The sequence below is a fragment of the Tunturiibacter gelidiferens genome (genome assembly GCF_051013345.1).
In the GTDB taxonomy this organism is placed as follows: domain Bacteria; phylum Acidobacteriota; class Terriglobia; order Terriglobales; family Acidobacteriaceae; genus Edaphobacter; species Edaphobacter gelidiferens_A.
The window spans coordinates 919,841-937,312 of sequence record NZ_CP132939.1; the positions used below are offsets into that span (position 1 = coordinate 919,841).

General features: G+C 55.3%; 12 protein-coding genes. 8 read left to right on the forward strand and 4 right to left on the reverse strand.

Annotated elements, in window-relative coordinates:
- Window positions 1-256 precede the first annotated feature (256 nt).
- Window positions 257-3,703 (forward strand): FG-GAP-like repeat-containing protein, encoded by a 3,447-nt coding sequence (locus RBB80_RS04340; protein WP_433967074.1) that lies wholly within the window; start codon window positions 257-259, stop codon window positions 3,701-3,703.
- A gap of 1,314 nt (window positions 3,704-5,017) precedes the next feature.
- Here RBB80_RS04340 and RBB80_RS04345 read toward each other — a convergent pair.
- The 3 genes from RBB80_RS04345 to RBB80_RS04355 are packed head-to-tail and all read right to left on the reverse strand — an operon-like array spanning window position 5,018 to window position 8,039.
- A complete protein-coding gene (locus RBB80_RS04345) occupies window positions 5,018-5,362 on the reverse strand; it encodes a DUF1016 N-terminal domain-containing protein (protein ID WP_433969486.1) in 345 nt (114 codons plus the stop codon).
- Window positions 5,363-5,399: 37 nt separating this feature from the next.
- A complete protein-coding gene (locus RBB80_RS04350) occupies window positions 5,400-7,271 on the reverse strand; it encodes an alpha-amylase family glycosyl hydrolase (RefSeq protein WP_433967075.1) in 1,872 nt (623 codons plus the stop codon).
- 48 nt (window positions 7,272-7,319) lie between these two features.
- Entirely contained in the window at window positions 7,320-8,039 is a 720-nt protein-coding gene (locus RBB80_RS04355) for a TetR/AcrR family transcriptional regulator (protein WP_433967076.1), read from the reverse strand.
- Window positions 8,040-8,309: 270 nt separating this feature from the next.
- Here RBB80_RS04355 and RBB80_RS04360 point away from each other — a divergent pair, with 270 nt between their 5' ends.
- The gene (locus tag RBB80_RS04360; protein WP_433967077.1) at window positions 8,310-8,696 is read left to right on the forward strand and encodes a rhodanese-like domain-containing protein; all 387 of its coding nucleotides are present in this window, start codon (window positions 8,310-8,312) and stop codon (window positions 8,694-8,696) included.
- 43 nt (window positions 8,697-8,739) lie between these two features.
- Here RBB80_RS04360 and RBB80_RS04365 read toward each other — a convergent pair whose 3' ends face one another.
- The gene (locus RBB80_RS04365; RefSeq protein ID WP_433970132.1) at window positions 8,740-8,877 is read right to left on the reverse strand and encodes a hypothetical protein; all 138 of its coding nucleotides are present in this window, start codon (window positions 8,875-8,877) and stop codon (window positions 8,740-8,742) included.
- On the opposite strand from RBB80_RS04365, the gene RBB80_RS04370 reads away from it, so the two are divergent.
- From RBB80_RS04370 to RBB80_RS04395, 6 genes are all read left to right on the forward strand, one after another.
- Entirely contained in the window at window positions 8,855-9,466 is a 612-nt protein-coding gene (locus tag RBB80_RS04370; RefSeq protein ID WP_433967078.1) for a TetR/AcrR family transcriptional regulator, read from the forward strand. The genes RBB80_RS04365 and RBB80_RS04370 overlap by 23 nt on opposite strands.
- A gap of 946 nt (window positions 9,467-10,412) precedes the next feature.
- Window positions 10,413-10,553, forward strand: a complete 141-nt coding sequence (locus RBB80_RS04375) for a hypothetical protein (RefSeq protein WP_433967079.1) — start codon at window positions 10,413-10,415, stop codon at window positions 10,551-10,553.
- Window positions 10,554-10,721: 168 nt separating this feature from the next.
- Window positions 10,722-11,291, forward strand: coding sequence for a hydrolase (locus RBB80_RS04380; protein ID WP_433967080.1), 570 nt, complete (start codon window positions 10,722-10,724; stop codon window positions 11,289-11,291).
- A complete protein-coding gene (locus tag RBB80_RS04385) occupies window positions 11,284-12,723 on the forward strand; it encodes a DHA2 family efflux MFS transporter permease subunit (protein ID WP_433967081.1) in 1,440 nt (479 codons plus the stop codon). The genes RBB80_RS04380 and RBB80_RS04385 overlap by 8 nt, the downstream gene beginning before the upstream one ends.
- A gap of 247 nt (window positions 12,724-12,970) precedes the next feature.
- The gene (locus RBB80_RS04390; RefSeq protein ID WP_433967082.1) at window positions 12,971-14,203 is read left to right on the forward strand and encodes an efflux RND transporter periplasmic adaptor subunit; all 1,233 of its coding nucleotides are present in this window, start codon (window positions 12,971-12,973) and stop codon (window positions 14,201-14,203) included.
- A 39-nt stretch (window positions 14,204-14,242) separates the two neighbouring features.
- The gene (locus RBB80_RS04395) at window positions 14,243-17,455 is read left to right on the forward strand and encodes an efflux RND transporter permease subunit (protein ID WP_433967083.1); all 3,213 of its coding nucleotides are present in this window, start codon (window positions 14,243-14,245) and stop codon (window positions 17,453-17,455) included.
- Window positions 17,456-17,472: the final 17 nt, after the last annotated feature.

Consider the following 17,472-nt stretch of genomic DNA (forward strand, 5'->3'; position numbering starts at 1 on the left):
TTTCGTCCTGTCCCCCGCAGGCTTGAGATTCGCCCACGCACAGCTGTCCCCATTCCATGCCAGCGGCCCTGCATTTTTTAATAAAGCGTCACCACATCTTGACATTGTGGGATTGGCATCTTGTACTTGAAATCACACACATATGTATCTAACTCATAATCAACCGTTAAGCCCCGCAGGCGAATAGAGCCTACGGCCAAAACGACTCGCTTCCACTCCCCTTACCTCCGCCTCATTATTGAAGGACTGTGCCACAATGTCTGCGAACTACTGCCTCAAGGTCCACCACGGAGTCCGATCACTCCTTGCCCTCCTGATCGCCCCACTCCTCTCCCTCCCCGCATTCGCACAAACTGACCCACTCTTCCCCGTCACCCCACTCTTCGACATCGGTGCTCAACAGGTCCTCGCAACCGGCGACTTCAACGGCGATGGACAGGCTGACCTGGTCACCATCCTGCCCGATAACGGATCCTCCACTCTGACAATTATCCTGAATCAGAGCAACACCAACCCACCGCTGTCCGTAACGACCGCACTGAACATCGATCCCTTCAGTCTCGTAGCTGTTGACATTAACAACGATAAGAAACTCGACCTTGTCTTCAGCGTCAGCGCCGGGATTGCAGTCTTGATCGGCAACGGAGACGGCACCTTCCAGACGCCTGTCGTATATCCAATCGTCGGTTCAGGAAAGATCGCCGCCTTGGACCTCAACGGCGATGGTTATCCCGACCTGGTCTTTACCACCGTAACAAACCCGAACTTGTTTCAAGTAGCAGTTCTACTGAATCAGGGAACAAGCGCCCCTGGAGTCTTCTCCTCTAAACCGGTCTCCTATCCGCTGTCCATCACCTACTCATCGCTAAACCCAGTGCTGAACATCGGCTCAGGAGACTTCAACGGCGACGGCAAGCAGGACATCTTTGTTGGAGGCACTAACACCGCTGTCTTTTACGGAAACGGCGACGGAACCCTCCAGGCACAACAGTCGCCACCCGTCCCGGCCGGCCTCTCAGGGGGCGCTTATTTTGTTGCAGCAGATTTCAACCATGATGGCATCTCCGATATCGCTTATCTAGCCACCGCCACATTCAACCCCGTCCCACTCTCATTACAGGTTATGCTTGGCCACTCCAACGGCGTCTTCACCATCGGATCGAATCTTCCCTTGGGTCCTTACAACACCAGTCTCCCAGGGTTAATCCCGGCTGGAACAACTGGCGGAAACGTCAACCTCGCCTTCATCAATCAGACAACCACAATCCTATTAGGCGACGGCAACGGGAACTTCTCTCAAGGATCGTCCTATCCTTTGATAGGAGCTGCCTTCCCCATACCCGGGCATAATGGGAATACCGATCTCGCCTTTGAACTGTTTGGCCCTGGTGTCGATGTACTTCACAATCAGATCACTCGTCTTGTTTCAAACGGCGACGGAACCTTTCAAGGAATACCCACACTTCCCGTCGGACCATCCGGCTTCGCCGCAGCAGACTTCAACAACGATGGTCTCACCGATGTGCTCACTGTAGACGCACAAAACAATCTGGTTACAGCACTCGGGCGAGGTAATGGTACCTTCACCGTAACCAACCGCACGGCTGGCACTGCAGCCGAACTTCTCGTTACCGCAGATTTCAATGCTGACGGCAATCAGGACGCAGCCATCATCACACCGGGAGACGGGTCTCTCTACCCCGCTAAGCCCGTAGTAGATTCCAAGCTCATTATCTACAAAGGGAATGGCGACGGAACCTTCCAGCCACCTGCCACCGCTGTCGATCTGCAGGTTATCGGTGCCCTTAGCGCCATCTCCGGAGACTTCAACGGCGACGGAAACATCGATATCGTGGCTTCCTACTTCAACGCCTATCTCGATCCCACCTCAAGCTATGGTCTCGTCTTTCTTCCCGGAAAAGGCGACGGAACCTTCGGTACTCCCGTTCCTCTCCAGGCAAACAATCTCGCTTCCATCACGCCTTTGATATTAGCGGCGGACCTCAATAACGACCACAAGCTCGATATCCTGTGGAGCGGCCTCGTCTATCTCGGAAATGGAGACGGAACCTTCCAGCTCAGTACCGCATCTTTGCCCGCACCCGTGCTGGCAGTAGGCGATCTCAACGGCGACGGCATTCCCGATGCCGTCACCGGTGGCTTCAACGTAGGTGCGAGTGTATATGCTGGCAACGGTGATGGAACCTTCCAGAACTCCCCCTTCTATACCGCAACCCTGCCACCCTTTGCAGAGATGGCTTTGGCTAGCATCACCGACGCCGATGCAGACGGTCACCCTGATCTGCTCCTGCAATATAACGTCTTGGGTGACAATGAAGAGCCATACGAACTGACAACAGCGAGCCTCACTCCTTTTTTGGGGGACGGTAAGGGAAACTTCATCGCCGGCAGTAATACCTTCTACTCTGGCAACCCGAGCGGGATAATCGGGGAAGCGACTGGAGTATCAGAAGTAGCTTCATTCGCTGTCCTCGCTCGCCTGAACAATCTAGTGCCACAACAGTCGAAAACCGCCCCCTTGGACTACCTCACCTGGACCAGCGGCGGCGCAACCGCGCTCCTCAATCAAACCAACCCCGCGCCGACAGCACCGTCCCTGTTCCCCTCAAAGACCACACTTGCGGTCTCCGCAAACAACGCCGCACCAACCCAGCAACTCACCTTCACCGCAACCGTTACAGGCGTCATTCCGCCAACCGGCAACGTCTCCTTCACCTCAGGCAGCACAACCCTCGGCACGGCCTCTCTCACGAACGGCGTAGCCACCCTGTCAATCGCATTCCCAGCTGTCGGCACATACGCTGTCACCGCGAGCTACGCCGGTGACGCCAACAACCAGCCGAGCTCCTCCAATCAAGTCTCCGTTGCAGTAGCTACCGTGACCTCCAAGACAACCCTCACCGTCTCCACCAGTAGCGCCAATCAAAATCAGCAACTCACCTTCACCGCATCCGTCACAGGATTGAACCCAACCGGAAACGTGACTTTCGTCTCCGGCAGCACAACGCTGGGCATGGCATCCCTCACCAACGGCACCGCCTCACTGCCCTTCGTCTTCACCACCGCCGGCAGCTTTACCGTCACAGCGAACTACGCAGGCGATGCGGCCAACCTTACCAGCGTCTCGAACACGGTTACCATCGCAGTCGTAGCGCCAGACTTCACAGTCTCCGCCTCACCGACCACTGCAACCATTGCGCCTGGTCAATCGGCAACGACTACCCTCTCCATCGCGCCACTCGGCGGCTACAACGGAACTGTGACGTTCTCCTGCGGAACCCTGCCGGCCGGAGTGGCCTGCACCTTCGCCCCTGCCTCCGTGACCCCGGCCAGCGGAGCGACAGCTACGACCACTCTTACGATTACAACCAATGCACCGACGACTACCCTGTTACGCAAGCTCACTCTGCCGATTCATGGGATCGCTTGGGCCAGCCTGATTCTTCTGATCTTCTCTCCGCATCGGCTGCGCAAGCTTAATCGCCATCTGAGGCGCAAGAGCCTCCTAGCCGTCTTCCTCGCCGCAAGTCTGCTCTCGCTCGCCGGTTGCTCTTCTTCACCCAAAAACCCAACGATTACAAATCCCGGAACTCCGGCCGGTCTTCAAACCATAACCGTAACCGCCGCCGATTTGGTAGACAAACTCTCGCACACCGCCATCTTCCAGGTAACAGTTCAGTGAGACCTCCAACCATCAACCCACCGCCATCAATCTAGTAGCGAAGTTACATTCAACGTCATTACTTGAACCGCACTCTTAAGATGATTCCGTATAGTGATGGCCCCTTCATGATCGAAGGGGCCATTCCTGTTTCCCCTCGATTTCAGCCTTTGAGGTTCTCCGTTTCACTTATGGGGCCACCGATTTCATTTTATGCTGCCAAAATTTCAACTTGTGGGGTCAACCACAATCAGGCCCTTCGGGGTTCTCTTCATCGCCCAGGGTCTTCGAATCTGCCGCAAATGCGACTTTGAGAGCAGCCTCCAGCGCTTTCATTGCTGGATGTGTTGGTAATGTCCGCGAACGAAGATGTTGTCGAACTACCCGTCCACTCAAGCTGACCCAATTTCTTTTAAGACGAGACTATGACTAACTTCGGCCAGTTCAGTTTTCGAACTTGCCGACAACACTGACGTCCGGGAACTATGATCGCTTTTAGGAGCAAAGCCGATGCAAACGCCTACGAACGTGAAACTGCCGAGCGATCTAGCAATCAGCAGGGCGTCCTTCTTTGCTTGGGGGTCTGAAATTAGCCGGGCCACTGCGGGGTCTGTAGACGAAGTTCCGGAGTGGACATTCCTCTGTAGCGTTCCGGGGGACTTCGGATATCGGCAAACCGTCGTCGCGTTCAGAACCCCAGTTCCGCTCAAGAGTCTGTCTATCTTGTGGACAGCTTCAGAGCTATCTTGTGAAAGATTAGACGACTACCTTCTCGTCTATCGGCCACGTACGGAGATTTCATCCAAAGCTCTACCTACGTTCGTAGAGGATTGTCGGGGGCTCCTCCGCTATTTGCAGCCCGACGAATAGACAGCTCGGATTCGCCCCCGTGGAGACTTACCTTCACGTCACAATCACCCTTATCTCACTACTGCCCCCGCATTGCTATTTCGGATTGGCAACACACGCGTATGCCTGACACCGAATCCCTCGCAATATCTGACGCACCACTTCTTTCCGGGATTGAGATCCTTGGACATGTTGTTGGATGGCTAAGCAAACAGACTTCTTAAAAGTCATTTTCGTTTCTCCACAATATTGGTGCGCACTGCTCCCACAGAGAAGGGTGTCGAGAGTCTGTAAAGCTGTCAACCAGCTCGTCAGCCATCTCAATGGCACTCCCGGCGTGGCACGCTTCACCAAGCGCTCCAAGCTGCCCCAGACGTAAGAATCGTTCCGGGGGCGAGAGGTTTGCAATCCGGTGAAACTACTTTGGAAGGTACGCGTCTGAGGAACGCACCTTTTCTTCTGCTGATTTTTTGTGATGAACTTTGTTTATGAGCGGAGAGTCTGGAGCAGTGGGACGGCGTGGCCGAGCGGAGATGGCACCAGCAAGTGCTTTGACCAAGACAATTCTCGCAACAGTGTTGCGAGTTTTGGCAGCTCCGCATAGGTCTCGTAGAACTGCTTCATTCTCCACAGGTTAGAGGCCGAAAAGCCTTTCAAGTCAGGTGCCTGCTTGCCCAGCCAGTCGACGAGTTCTTTTACAATCCCCTTCCCCCAGTCAGCCTCGTTGACTTTCCGCGATAGCTGCTTGCCGATCGACCAATAGGTTTCGATCAAGGCGACGTTCACGGTTTCAAACGCTTTGGCCCTACTGGCCTGGATGATGCCAAGAATCTCTGTGAATTCCGCAGAGCGCGTATGGGTTTCAGACTCATTGAAGCAGGCCGCCCATCATGGTCATGGTCTGGATCGAGGGTATCGTCGCAATCCAAACGGAATAAGGCGGTACGCTCATAGAGCCTAAGCTCGTCGGCGTCTGGAACCCTGGGCTCGCAAGGAGTGTCTGAGGAACGCTGCTCTTCAGTCCAGCGTCTTGCAATTGGATATTGGCGGTTTGCGTGTTCGCGGTCAAATTCATGACGACAAGAACGGGCTTAGCACCTGCAGGTGCAGTACGGATAAAACTAAGCACATTTGCATTCTTCTCATCGACGATCATAACGCCCCCATCTCGCATCGCGGGAGATGATCGCCGAAGGGCAATGAGTGCTTTGTACCAATTCAGCAGCGAATCAGTTTGCTTCTGCTCGGTCTGCACGTTCGTAATTGCAGCGCTTGGCGGGATCGGGAGCCAGGTGTTCGGATACGTCGAAAAACCAGCCTGTGGTCCGAGCGTCCACTGCATCGGCGTGCGTTCACCGTCGCGTCCCTTGTTTTGCGGCCATTGAGTTCGACCAATTGGATCTCTCACATCTTCTCGCCGGGTTGGCGTGGTTGTCACCATGCCTATCTCGGCACCGTAGTACGTCTGCGCCGTTGCTGGCACGGTGAGCAGAAGTGCTGCCGTTACCCTGGCGATTTCTGCATTGTGCGTTCCATCACCAAACCGGTCGATGGATCGAACATTATCGTGGTTGTCGAAGAAGACAAATGGTCTCGAACCATGGAGCTGCGTAGACATGCCGACAAGCTGATTCCGGTAGAAGCCTGCATCCAGCTTGTCTTTGCCAGTAAGCATCGATCCTGTCATAAAGCCCGGAAAGCCGAAGAAGTAATCCATTGGTAGCTGGAGTTCGTTATGCGCGGCCCCGCCGTACCAGCGATCGAGCCCATCCATCGTCGGCTCCAGCAGCTCGCCGATGAGTACGCGTTGACCGGGGTAGCTGTCCACCATTGTCCTCAGGCGTTTCACCACGTCGTGCACTTCGGGCAGGCCCCAGGTGTAACTGTCAGCCAGCATGTTCTTCGTTTCCGGCTCGTTCCGCAGTTGAGGATCTTCAAACAGAGCCGGAATGACGTCCAGGCGGAACCCGGAGACTCCTCGGTCCAGCCAGAACCGCATTGCGGCAAACATCGTCTTTTCAACATCAGGATTGCGCCAGTTCAGATCCGGTTGGGCCGCATAGAACTTGTGATAGTAGAACTGCTGACGCGCGGGCACCCGCGCCCAAGCACTTCCCCCAAAGACGGAAGTCCAATTATTTGGCGGTACGACTTGGCCTTTGGGGCCGGTGTGAACGTCATTCTTCTGGAAATCGGTCAAGCCTGCAGATGTGGCGGAGATGCCATCGCTCCAGACGTACCAATCGGCTTTAGGGTTCGTTCTGGAGGAGGCGCTCTCAATGAACCACACAGATCTGTCTGATGTGTGATTCAGGACCATATCCAGAATGATTCGTATGTCATGTTTCTTTGCCTGTTGAAGCAGACGATCGAAGTCGGCGAGGGTCCCATACTGGGGATCAACAGCTTCGTAATCGGAGATGTCATATCCAAAGTCGACCTGCGGTGAAGGATAGATCGGCGCAAGCCATATGGCATCCACGCCAAGCTGCTGCAGGTAGTCCAGATGTTCCGTCACGCCATTCAAATCGCCGAGGCCGTCACCATTGGAGTCGCCGAAGCTGCGTGGGTAAACCTCATAGACGAGTGCGTGTTTCCACCAGGCGTCGTTATCGCGCGGAGGTGCTGCAACCGCTTTGGGCGAAGCCGCAGTCTGCTGTTGAGCATGTACCGGTTGCGTGGACGAAACAGCCATCAGGAAGATAATGGCGACGAAAGACTGCAAGGATTTGGTGGTCATTGAGAACGTCTCCTCATGAGTGGGAAAGGTGATAGCCGAGTGATGCCATCAAGCTCTTGTTTTCGTGCTGACTGGGCGACCGGAGTTCTTTGACAGGCCACGACCTGCGGCCTTAGTACTTGTGGTCGCCGAAGCACTCTTGCCTCGTTTCTTTTTAACGGGGCCACTCTGCTTGACCGCAACACTCGATGCGTTCTTCTGCAGAGAGCCAGATGGCCCAGGATCGACGCTTATCAACCACTCGATGTCCTGGAGCAGCCGGTTCCGTTCGTCTTTCGGCCAAATATGAAAATCAAGGAGTTCGAGAAGTTTCAGGCCTTCGAGCGCGAGGTGTGCGAGCATTGCACCTCTGGCATGAGCGCACGTTTTCTGTATCCGAGCAATGATGGAGTTTTGAAACTCCTGCGCTGGGCGACGAAGCTTCGGGTCCTGCGCAGCTGCGGCACACAAATCAAGTGCCACGGAACGGGATGCCTCGGGCATCCAGTCCGCTGCCGCTAAAATGCGTCCGCGAACGACCGCGCCATCCAGAGCGTCAAGGCTCCTTATTGCAGCCTCGTTTACCTCGCGGTCGAGCCGGACTATTCGCTGCACGGTGGCCTCAATCAGAGCCTTCTTGGATTTGTAGAAGTAGAGAACACTGGCTTTGCTAATGCCAGCCTGCGTGGCAACCGCGTCTACTGTTAACTGTCCTGCTCCATCCCTGCCTACTACGTGCTGGGCGGCATCAAGGATCTGCTCGTCGCTGATGATGCGTTTTCGACCCATTTCGGCCCTCGGCCATATTTATAACCGTCCGGTCGGATAAAAACAAATTAAAAAAATAATAGGGTCAGTTTCAATAACTGTATCTGCCAGAGGGGTATTGCTATCGCGATGGCCTTGCGTGATAAATAACTAGAAACGCGCTTTGCGGAAGTGATCCTGCAACCACCGGCACACTCAATGAGTGACTCGGTCTGTTGGCATCAACAGAGATCTGGGTGGGATTAGGGGAACACTTATCGGCTATCGAGACCAAACTGTGTGCCCCATGCAATGGCCGCAATCAAATGCAGGAATTTGGGCTCAGGGGCGGCAGTTGAAGGCATTCCAGGTGCAGTTCGCATCGCTCCAGCACGTCTGAGGATAAGAGATAAGGTTTTTATGCCCAAGGATGTCGAAGTTGTCTTGTATTGTTCTTCACCTCGGGAATTTACAAGCGCTCGCGTGGCACTCGCTCTTCTGCGTCGCGGTATCGCGAACGTATTCGTACTCGACGGTGGGCTCAATGCTTGGAAGGCCGAGGGGTATCCCGTTACAACGGCTCTCAGCTCATCTACTGAGAGCCATGCCAAGCTGGGGATTAGGCTCCTTAAGCCTCGCGGTTCAGAAAGTGATCTCCCAAAACGAATCTTAACCATCGTTCGGAACTTGTTCCGTTGATTGAAGATGAGTACACCGACGCAAACTTCATGCTTAGAGTCAACTAAAGTTGCGCGTGACAGTCGATTGCTATGGCGAAGCTGGTCACGTCGTTGCCGCAGGTCTCCTTGAGGCCAAGCGTGAACATATCGCGCTGCGGGATGCAGTAATATACGAGAATGCCCTCGCCTTCCTTGCCCATCGAACGCCCGGTCCCACAACAGCAGCGGTCTTCGCGTCGAGTCGCGGAGTATCTGGATACCGCCGCTGGCCTGTTTGCTGAGGTAGGATACGAGGCGACAACGATGACAGCTATTGCAGAGCGGGCTGGCTCCTCGATCGGCGGACTGTATCGTTATTTCCCCGACAAGCCAACTCTAGCGTTGGCTCTACATCGACAATATTCTCAAGAGATCGACGGAGTATGGACACCCTTATTCAAGGAAGCCAAGACCCTTTCGGCTGCAGAATTCGCAGAGCGACTGATGGCCCGGATGTCAGATTTTGCTGCTAAACGCCCCGGATACCTCCCATTGCTGACGGCCCCTATTCAGCTGAAACGAGATGCTGCAACTCGAAGCAATCTTCGAGCGCAGTTCAGTAAGGCCTTCGTTGCGAAAAAGCCTTCGTTGTCGCAGGACGAGGCACTTCTGGCTGCAAACGTCGCCATCCAACTCATGCGGGGAATGATAAACGTCTGCGCAGAATCGGACGCCAAACGCCATCCATTTATCATCCGGGAGTTCAAGAAGGCTCTAGCGAATTATCTTAGTGATGTCTTGCGTAAGTGATCGCTTGAACTTCCTTGTATCGAACGATCCTGCTGCGGTACAGTCCCTATCTCGATGCAGGATCGGACGTCCAGAGAGACTAAGTTGGATGCACCCACTTCAAGCAATGGTTCGCTGCCAGGCTCTATGAACAGCACCTCTCATAAGCTCCGTTTTCTGAGATCGAATCTCTGCGTTTGCCGTGGCGGAACTTTGTAGGCAGAGTCGCGTTTCCGCTCATGCACGCGCCTCACCTATGTTGTCGTCCATTGCCTTTCACCATCCTCATTTGACAAACGCGAGGAATTCCTCGTATTGTGTCAACCGTATACGCGAGGATGCACTCGCGTTATCGTGATTGCGCCGTCGCCACCTAAGACGCAGTGAGGTTCCCGTAAACACGGAGACAACAAATATTCGATGCGTTCGAAAGAAAGAGAGAGAGATTGTGATTGCAACCGACAGTAGACGACAACTCGTAATCCTATCTGGATGCTCCACTAAAGCCCCGGCGAACAAACTCCCCGAAGGCCCGATAGCACGTTCTCAAAAGCGCAGAGAGAACGGCGAGGGGAGGATCGAGACCATTGCAACAACAACGGACAGGGAAAACATTGCACCCGCAAATTGGACAGCGGTAGCAATGTGGTTCTGCTGCTTGCTCGGGGTAGCGTGCGTCTTATTTGGAATCGACGGGATTTACACCAGCTTTAGCCAAGAGGCATCCTCTGAGCGCTTCGAGTGGCTGGGATTTGGATATGTTCCGTTGCTGCGGGGCACGGCGGTTGCGTCCGTTGTTCTGGGAGGAATGCTCGTGCGCCGGGGGTGGTCGAATCCCTGATCCGAAGTTATTCCTCTTGTAGGGAAATTTAGCAGCCTATTCGACAAAGCCCTCCACGCACTGTCGATCTATCTTTAGCTTGGCGATAATCCCGTCTATGAATCGATCTGGCATGAAAGGAAGAACATGAAACGGCAAGGAGCAAAACACAAACAGGACGACCTCGATGATCTTCCCATGTCTCTTGTGGTGTATGTCGTTCTCGGGCTTCTGGCGATCATGGCGGGTGCCGCAATCTATATCGTCCGAATGGTGCAACATCCCTAGTTCGACGTTCTTTGTGGATGTGGCGAAGTAATGACAGCTCGGAGGTTCATGCCAACTGTGGTGCGACGCGAACGGGATTTGACAAAAGCGAGGGAAGCCTCGTACTCTAAATCCAAGAGAACGCGAGGCTCTCCTCGCGTTCACAATATCTTCAATAAAGAGGAACCCATGGCAGAACTCCAGCTCGACCCCCAAAAGACCGCACTCGTCCTCATCGATTTGCAGAATGCCATTCTCGGCATGACCCCTGCGCCGCACAGTGCCGATAAGGTTGTCGAAAATTCCGTGAAGCTCGCGAACGCTTTCCGCGCCAAGGGCGCCCCAGTTGTATACGTGCGTGTCGATCTAAACGATTTCCTGAAGCTTCCCGTCGATCAACCGCACAACATGGGCGACAAACCGCTGCCCGCCGTCGCGTCGGAGATCGCTTCTTCTGCTGGCTTTCAGCGCGGCGACATCCTCATTACCAAGCGTCATTGGGGCGCCTTCGCCGGCACCGATCTGGAGCAGCAGCTCAAGAACCGCGGCATCGACACGGTCGTCTTGACCGGCATTTCTACCAACGTAGGCGTCGAATCCACTGCGCGGCAGGGCACCGGACTGGGATTTGCCTTTGTGCTGGTCGAAGACGCTTGCTCCGCCCAGGACGCCGAACAACACCGCTACGCGTTTGAAGAGATCTTCCCTCGTCTCACTCGCGTTCGCTCCACCGATGAGGTCCTGACCTCCCTTGCCTAAGATCTCCAGCGACACCGTCCGGCTTGACCCGTTGGTGTGGAAGATCACGGCCGTGGCGGTCCTGGGCTCCTTTCTCGCGCAGCTCGACGCAACCATCGTTAACGTATCCCTCTCCAGTCTCGCCGTGGATCTGCATAGCAGCCTCACGGCGATTCAATGGGTCACCAGCGGCTATCTTCTGGCACTCGCTCTTATGCTCCCACTCAACGGCTGGCTGGTGGAGCGCATTGGAGCCAAATCTCTCTACCTCTGGTGTTTTTCGGCCTTCACGCTCTCCTCCGCCTTATGCGGTCTGGCCTGGTCGGCGAACTCGTTGATCGCATTTCGCATCCTCCAGGGCATGAGCGGTGGCCTGATGGCTCCGTTGACGCAGATGATGATGGTGCGTGCTGCCGGAAAGCATGTGGCGCGCGTCATGGGCTACGCGGCTGTGCCAATCCTGCTGGGGCCGATCCTTGGCCCGGTCATCGCTGGCGCCATTCTGCAACACGCCTCCTGGCGCTGGCTCTTCCTGGTCAACCTGCCGGTCGGTGTATTGGCAATCATCCTGGCGGTTCTCTTTCTGCCCAATGATCGCGAAGAGACCAGGTCAAGAGAACTCGATCTTGCTGGCTTCGCCCTGCTCTCTCCTGGACTTGTGCTCTTCCTGTATGGGTCGGATCATCTAGTCGAGCGTATCGGTCTTACGGCTCTCCTAGTTTCCATCGTTCTGCTTGCGGCTTTCTTCAGGATGGCGATTCGAAAAGGGGACAAGGCGCTCATCGATCTTCAGCTATTCAAGAGAAAGACCTTCTCTGCGGCCGCCACCGCGCAGTTCATGTCGAACGGAATCTCGTTCGCGGGCCAAATGCTGATTCCGATCTATCTCATCCGCGCCTGTGGCAAATCACCGAGTGCGACGGGCTGGTTGCTGGCTCCGCTTGGAGTGGGGATGATCTGTTCCTATCCATGGATAGGAGCCCTGACACAGCGGTTCGGGATACGAAAGGTATCGGCTGGAGGCGCATTTCTGGCCTTCGCAGCCACGCTGCCATTTATCTGGCTGGCCAGTCACGGACTTGTACTCACCGTGCTCGCATGTGCCCTCTTTGTGCGTGGGATGGGCCTCAGCACGGTCGGCATTCCCTCCATCTCGGCTGCATATGCTTCTGTGAGGAAACAGGACCTGCCAATGGCGACAACCTCACTCAACATCGTGCAACGTCTCGGCGGACCGACTTTGACTACGCTCTGCGCGACCTTCCTGGGATGGAGGTTGGGGATGGCAAAGTCCAGCGCCAGCCTCTCCAGCGCATTTACCGCGGCCTTTGTTCTTCTCTGCGGACTACACGCCTTTCTGTTTGCTGCCGCCCTGAGATTACCTCTTTCCCTGGACAAGGCGACAGAACTTGCAGAAGAATCGCCTGCCTTATTGGAGATGATGTCCGAGTAATTGAACTTGTGGAAGCCATTCACTCATTCGACGAGTCTAGGCAACGTCGATGTGGCAATCGAAATAGCGGGGGACGGCTGATTGTTGCAAAACCGCCGATTCACTCACCGAAAGCGTTTCGAGCAAGTTTGAGAGCGTTAGAAGCGGCAGAAATCGTTGTGCGGCACGACAGGAGCGGTATTGTCCTCCACGTCGAATACGATTTTGCCGAGAACATGCGACCGACCATGAGCAGGAGAAATAACAAATGAAGATCGATTCCGTTCTGAAACCGAAGCAAATGGCGTGGGCATCAGCCGCCGTTCTCGCGGTCATACTGGTCATTGTCATGACACGTTCGGGGGCCAAGGCCTCGGTGCAGGCCCCGCCACCACCCATTGTAGAGGTCGCAACCGTCGAGCAGAGAGACGTTCCCGTTTATGGAGAATGGATCGGGACTCTCACCGGGCAGGTGAATGCAGACGTAAAAGCGCAGGTCACCGGCTATCTGCTCACTCGGAAATATAAGGAAGGGTCCTACGTCCGGAAGGGAGAACTCCTCTTCGAGATCGATCCTCGACCATTCCAGGCGGCGCTTGACCAGGCCAAGGCGCAGCTGGCTCAGGCAAAGGCGCAATTGATTCAGGACCAGGCGCAACGCGCTACAGCCCGGGCGAACCAGCAGATGAGTCAACTCAATGTAGACAAGTATGCTCCTCTGGCAGCGGTCGATGCGGTCAGCAGACAAGACTTCGATAACGCAGATCAGACGAACCTCGCCAACAAAAACCAGGTGCTCGCCGCAGAAGCTGCCATTGCTTCTGCGGAGGCTCAAATTAAGGTCAGCGAAGCCGGAGTCGAAACGGCCGGCATCAACCTCGGTTTCACACGCATTGTTTCCCCGATTGACGGCATCGCCGGTGTTGCGCAGGCACAGGTAGGGGACCTGGTAAACACCAGCAGCGGAGTCTTGACAACAGTTTCAACAGTCGATCCCATCAGAGACTATTTCGCTGTCAGCGAACAGGAGTATCTCGCGCTCCAGCAGCGGATCTCGAACCCAGACAAGGATCACTGGAAGCTGCAACTCATCCTCGCCGATGGAACCACATATTCGCATCCGGGCGAATTTTACTTTGCGGATCGACAGGTAAATCAAAATACCGGCGCAATTCAATTGGCGGCGCTGTTTGCGAATCCCGGAAATGTTCTCCGGCCCGGGCAGTATGGCAAGGTCCGCGCCATGATCCGAGAGCAGCAGAACGCCATGCTCATTCCCCAAGCCGCCGTGAACCAGGAGCAGGGCAGCTATCGCGTTGCTGTTGTCGATAAGGACAACCACGTCAGCATGCGTGCCGTGCAAGTCGGACAGCGCACTGACTCGATGTGGGTTATCCAGAGTGGATTGAATCCCGGTGAACGAGTGGCCGTCGAAGGCCAGCAGGGTCTCCGGCCGGGAATGACCATACAAACCAAGCCCTACAAGAGCGACGTCGACTGACCGCTGACTCATTAGACAGAACGCAAAAGGAATCGAATTATGTCCAAGTTCTTTATCAATCGGCCCATCGTCGCGATCGTGATTTCGATCCTTACGGTCATAGTCGGTGCGATCACAATTGCGACCTTGCCGGTAGCGCAGTTCCCAAATATCGCCCCTCCTGAGATCAGGCTGCAAGCCAACTATCCAGGTGCGGACGCGCAGACTCTCGAGCAGGCTGTTGCCGTACCCATCGAGCAGCAAGTCAGTGGCGTCGACAACATGACCTACATGTACTCGCTGAACGCCACCGCGAACCAGCAAACGACGTTACTTGTCGATTTTGATCTCAAGACGGATCCCAATACGGACCTGTTGCTCACGCAGTCGCGCGAGCAGCTCGCCACCGGTCAGTTGCCGCCCTCGGTGACCAGTTATGGAGTCACTCTCAAAAAGTCGACCACAGCTCCGCTCATGCTGATCGACTTATATTCGCCGCATGGTACGCACGATGCGAATTATCTGGCGAACTATGCCTACATCAACCTGAATGATCCTGTCGCGCGATTGTACGGTATCAGCCAGACCCAGGTCTTCGGATCGGGGCAGTATGCCATTAGGCTGTGGGTGAAGCCTGACCAATTGGCAAAGCTTGGCATCACCGTTACAGACATTTCCAACGCGATCCAGGCGCAAAACACAGTCAACCCCGCAGGTCAGGTCGGAGGAGAGCCTGCCCTTGCGAACCAGCAATTCACCTATTCCGTGCTGGCTCAGGGACGCCTGAAGTCGCCGGAGGAATTTGGCAACGTCATCGTGCGCGAGGAGCCCAATGGTGGCATCGTTCGGGTAAAAGATGTCGCCCGAGTCGAACTGGGCACACAGGACTACAGCACGCTCTGTCGCCTGAATGGCAAGCCCGCTGCCGGTATCGCCGTTTACCAGTTGCCTGGAACCAACGCAGTTCAAGCAGTAGAGGGCGCCCGCAAGCTGATGGCCCAGATGAAGCAACGCTTTCCCGAGGACATGGATTATGCCATATCCCTCGACCAGACGGCCCCGGTCAGGGCAGGCATGAAAGAAATTCTCTGGACACTCCTGATCGCTATTGTGCTGGTCATCCTGGTCGTCTATCTCTTTCTCCAGGACTGGCGCGCCACACTGATTCCGATGCTCGCTGTGCCGGTCTCCCTCGTTGGAACCTTTATCCTGTTCCCGCTCTTCGGTTTCTCCATTAACACGCTCTCGATGTTCGGCTTGGTGCTCGCCATAGGACTCGTGGTCGATGACGCCATCGTAGTCGTCGAAGGGGTGCAACACCACATCGAGGAAGGCTTGGCTCCCAAGGATGCGGCCCGAAAAGCTATGGAAGAACTTTCCGGTCCAGTCGTAGGTATTGCTCTAGTCCTGGCCTCCGTGTTCGTGCCGACGGTCTTCATTCCGGGTATCACCGGCAGGCTGTATCAGCAATTCGCCATCACTATCGCGATCTCCGTGATGCTTTCAGCATTTAACGCCCTCACGCTCAGTCCGGCGCTCGCGGGGCTACTTCTCAAGCCTAAGAAGCAGACCCACGGACCGCTCGGAAAATTCTTTGATTGGTTCAACGCATACTTTGAGCGCTCCACGGATAGCTTTGTCCGCCTGTCGGGCAACCTGATTCACAAGGCCGGCATGGTGATGGTGCTGCTTGTAGTCGCTGGGGTTGCCGCGTGGTTCTTCAGCAAGCATCTGCCTACGAGCTTCCTGCCTGATGAAGACCAGGGCTACCTCTACGTCAATATGCAGCTTCCCAATGCCGCGTCCCTGGAGCGTACAAGCGCGGCCGCAAAACAGGTCGAGAACCTTCTCGCAAACACGCCGGGGGTTCAGTACACCACCAGCGTCATAGGTTTCAGTCTGCTCAGCTACGTCCGGACTTCGTATAACGCTTTCTTTTGGGTATCTCTGAAACCCTGGAATGAGCGCGGAAGCCGGAGCGAACAATATCAATCCATTAGGGCGCATTTGAACCAGGAACTCAAACAGCTGCCGGCTGGGACGGTCTTCAGTTTCTCGCCCCCGGCGATACCAGGAGTCGGCACTGCTGGTGGCGTTACCTTTGTCCTTGAGGACCGCGCTGGCAAGGATGTCAAGTTTCTTGCCGACAACCTGACCAGATTCTTAGCAGCTGCCCGCAAGCGCCCTGAGCTCGCCAGTGTCAGCACTACGTTTATCCCGAGCGTGCCTCAAGAGTTCATCAATGTGGACAAGGAAAAAGTACTGAAGCAGGGCGTGGCATTGACGGATGTTTACAACACGATTCAAGCGAACATGGGCGGCTTATTCGTTAACTACTACAACGACTTCGGCCGTACCTGGCAGGTGTATGTGGAGGCTGAGGCGCCTTACCGCGCGACGACTGACAATCTTGGGCAATTCTATGTGCGCAACAGCCAGGGGCAGACGGTGCCCCTTTCCGCGCTGGCAAAATTTGAGACTCGTTCCGGCCCTGAGTTCACCATGCGCTACAACGAGTACCGGTCCGCGCAAATCAATGCGAGCGCTGCGCCCGGTTACAGCTCCGATCAGGCAACCGCGGCCCTGGAAGATGTTTTCAAGCAGACGATGCCGCGCGAAATGGGCTTCGACTACATCGGCATGTCTTACCAGGAGCAAAAGTCGCGGGAGGGAATGCCGGCTTCGGTCATTTTCGGATTTTCGATTCTGTTCGTTTTTTTGATCCTGGCAGCCCTCTATGAAAGCTGGACAGTGCCTTTTAGCGTCTTGCTCAGCACGCCGGTCGCGGTATTCGGCGCCCTCGCCGCGCTCTGGTTGCGTCGCGTCGTGCTCGGCTTCTTTGAGCCTGCGTACATGGTTCAAATGGAAAACGATGTGTACGCCCAGATTGGCCTGGTGATGCTCATCGGGCTAGCCGCGAAAAACTCGATTCTGATCGTTGCCTTTGCCAAGGAGGACTATGAACGCGGTATGTCCATCACTGATGCTGCACTTTCCGCGGCGAGGCTTCGCTTCCGGCCTCTCATGATGACTGCACTCGCCTTTATTCTCGGTTGCGTGCCGCTCTGGACCGCTTCAGGAGCGGGCTCTGTAGCACGCCAGATCATGGGAACGGCCGTGATTGGAGGCATGGTAGCGGAGACCTTCGTCGGCAGATTCTTTGTTCCCGCGATCTTCTATTTCGTGGAGCGATGGTCTCCGGCCGATCCAGCGCGCGTCACGGCGCCTGCACCGCAGCACGGTGCAATCACTGAGGGTAATCAAGATGCGTAATCGATTCCGAAACAGAT

Excerpts from the sequence above, each read along its gene's own strand:
- RBB80_RS04375 (WP_433967079.1), top strand. The coding sequence starts at position 10,413 with ATGAAACGGCAAGGAGCAAAACACAAACAGGACGACCTCGATGATCTT.
- RBB80_RS04380 (WP_433967080.1), top strand. The coding sequence starts at position 10,722 with ATGGCAGAACTCCAGCTCGACCCCCAAAAGACCGCACTCGTCCTCATC.
- RBB80_RS04370 (WP_433967078.1), top strand. The coding sequence starts at position 8,855 with ATGCCCTCGCCTTCCTTGCCCATCGAACGCCCGGTCCCACAACAGCAG.
- RBB80_RS04350 (WP_433967075.1), bottom strand. The coding sequence starts at position 7,271 with ATGACCACCAAATCCTTGCAGTCTTTCGTCGCCATTATCTTCCTGATG.
- RBB80_RS04365 (WP_433970132.1), bottom strand. The coding sequence starts at position 8,877 with ATGGGCAAGGAAGGCGAGGGCATTCTCGTATATTACTGCATCCCGCAG.
- RBB80_RS04355 (WP_433967076.1), bottom strand. The coding sequence starts at position 8,039 with ATGGGTCGAAAACGCATCATCAGCGACGAGCAGATCCTTGATGCCGCC.
- RBB80_RS04390 (WP_433967082.1), top strand. The coding sequence starts at position 12,971 with ATGAAGATCGATTCCGTTCTGAAACCGAAGCAAATGGCGTGGGCATCA.
- RBB80_RS04340 (WP_433967074.1), top strand. The coding sequence starts at position 257 with ATGTCTGCGAACTACTGCCTCAAGGTCCACCACGGAGTCCGATCACTC.
- RBB80_RS04360 (WP_433967077.1), top strand. The coding sequence starts at position 8,310 with ATGGCCGCAATCAAATGCAGGAATTTGGGCTCAGGGGCGGCAGTTGAA.
- RBB80_RS04395 (WP_433967083.1), top strand. The coding sequence starts at position 14,243 with ATGTCCAAGTTCTTTATCAATCGGCCCATCGTCGCGATCGTGATTTCG.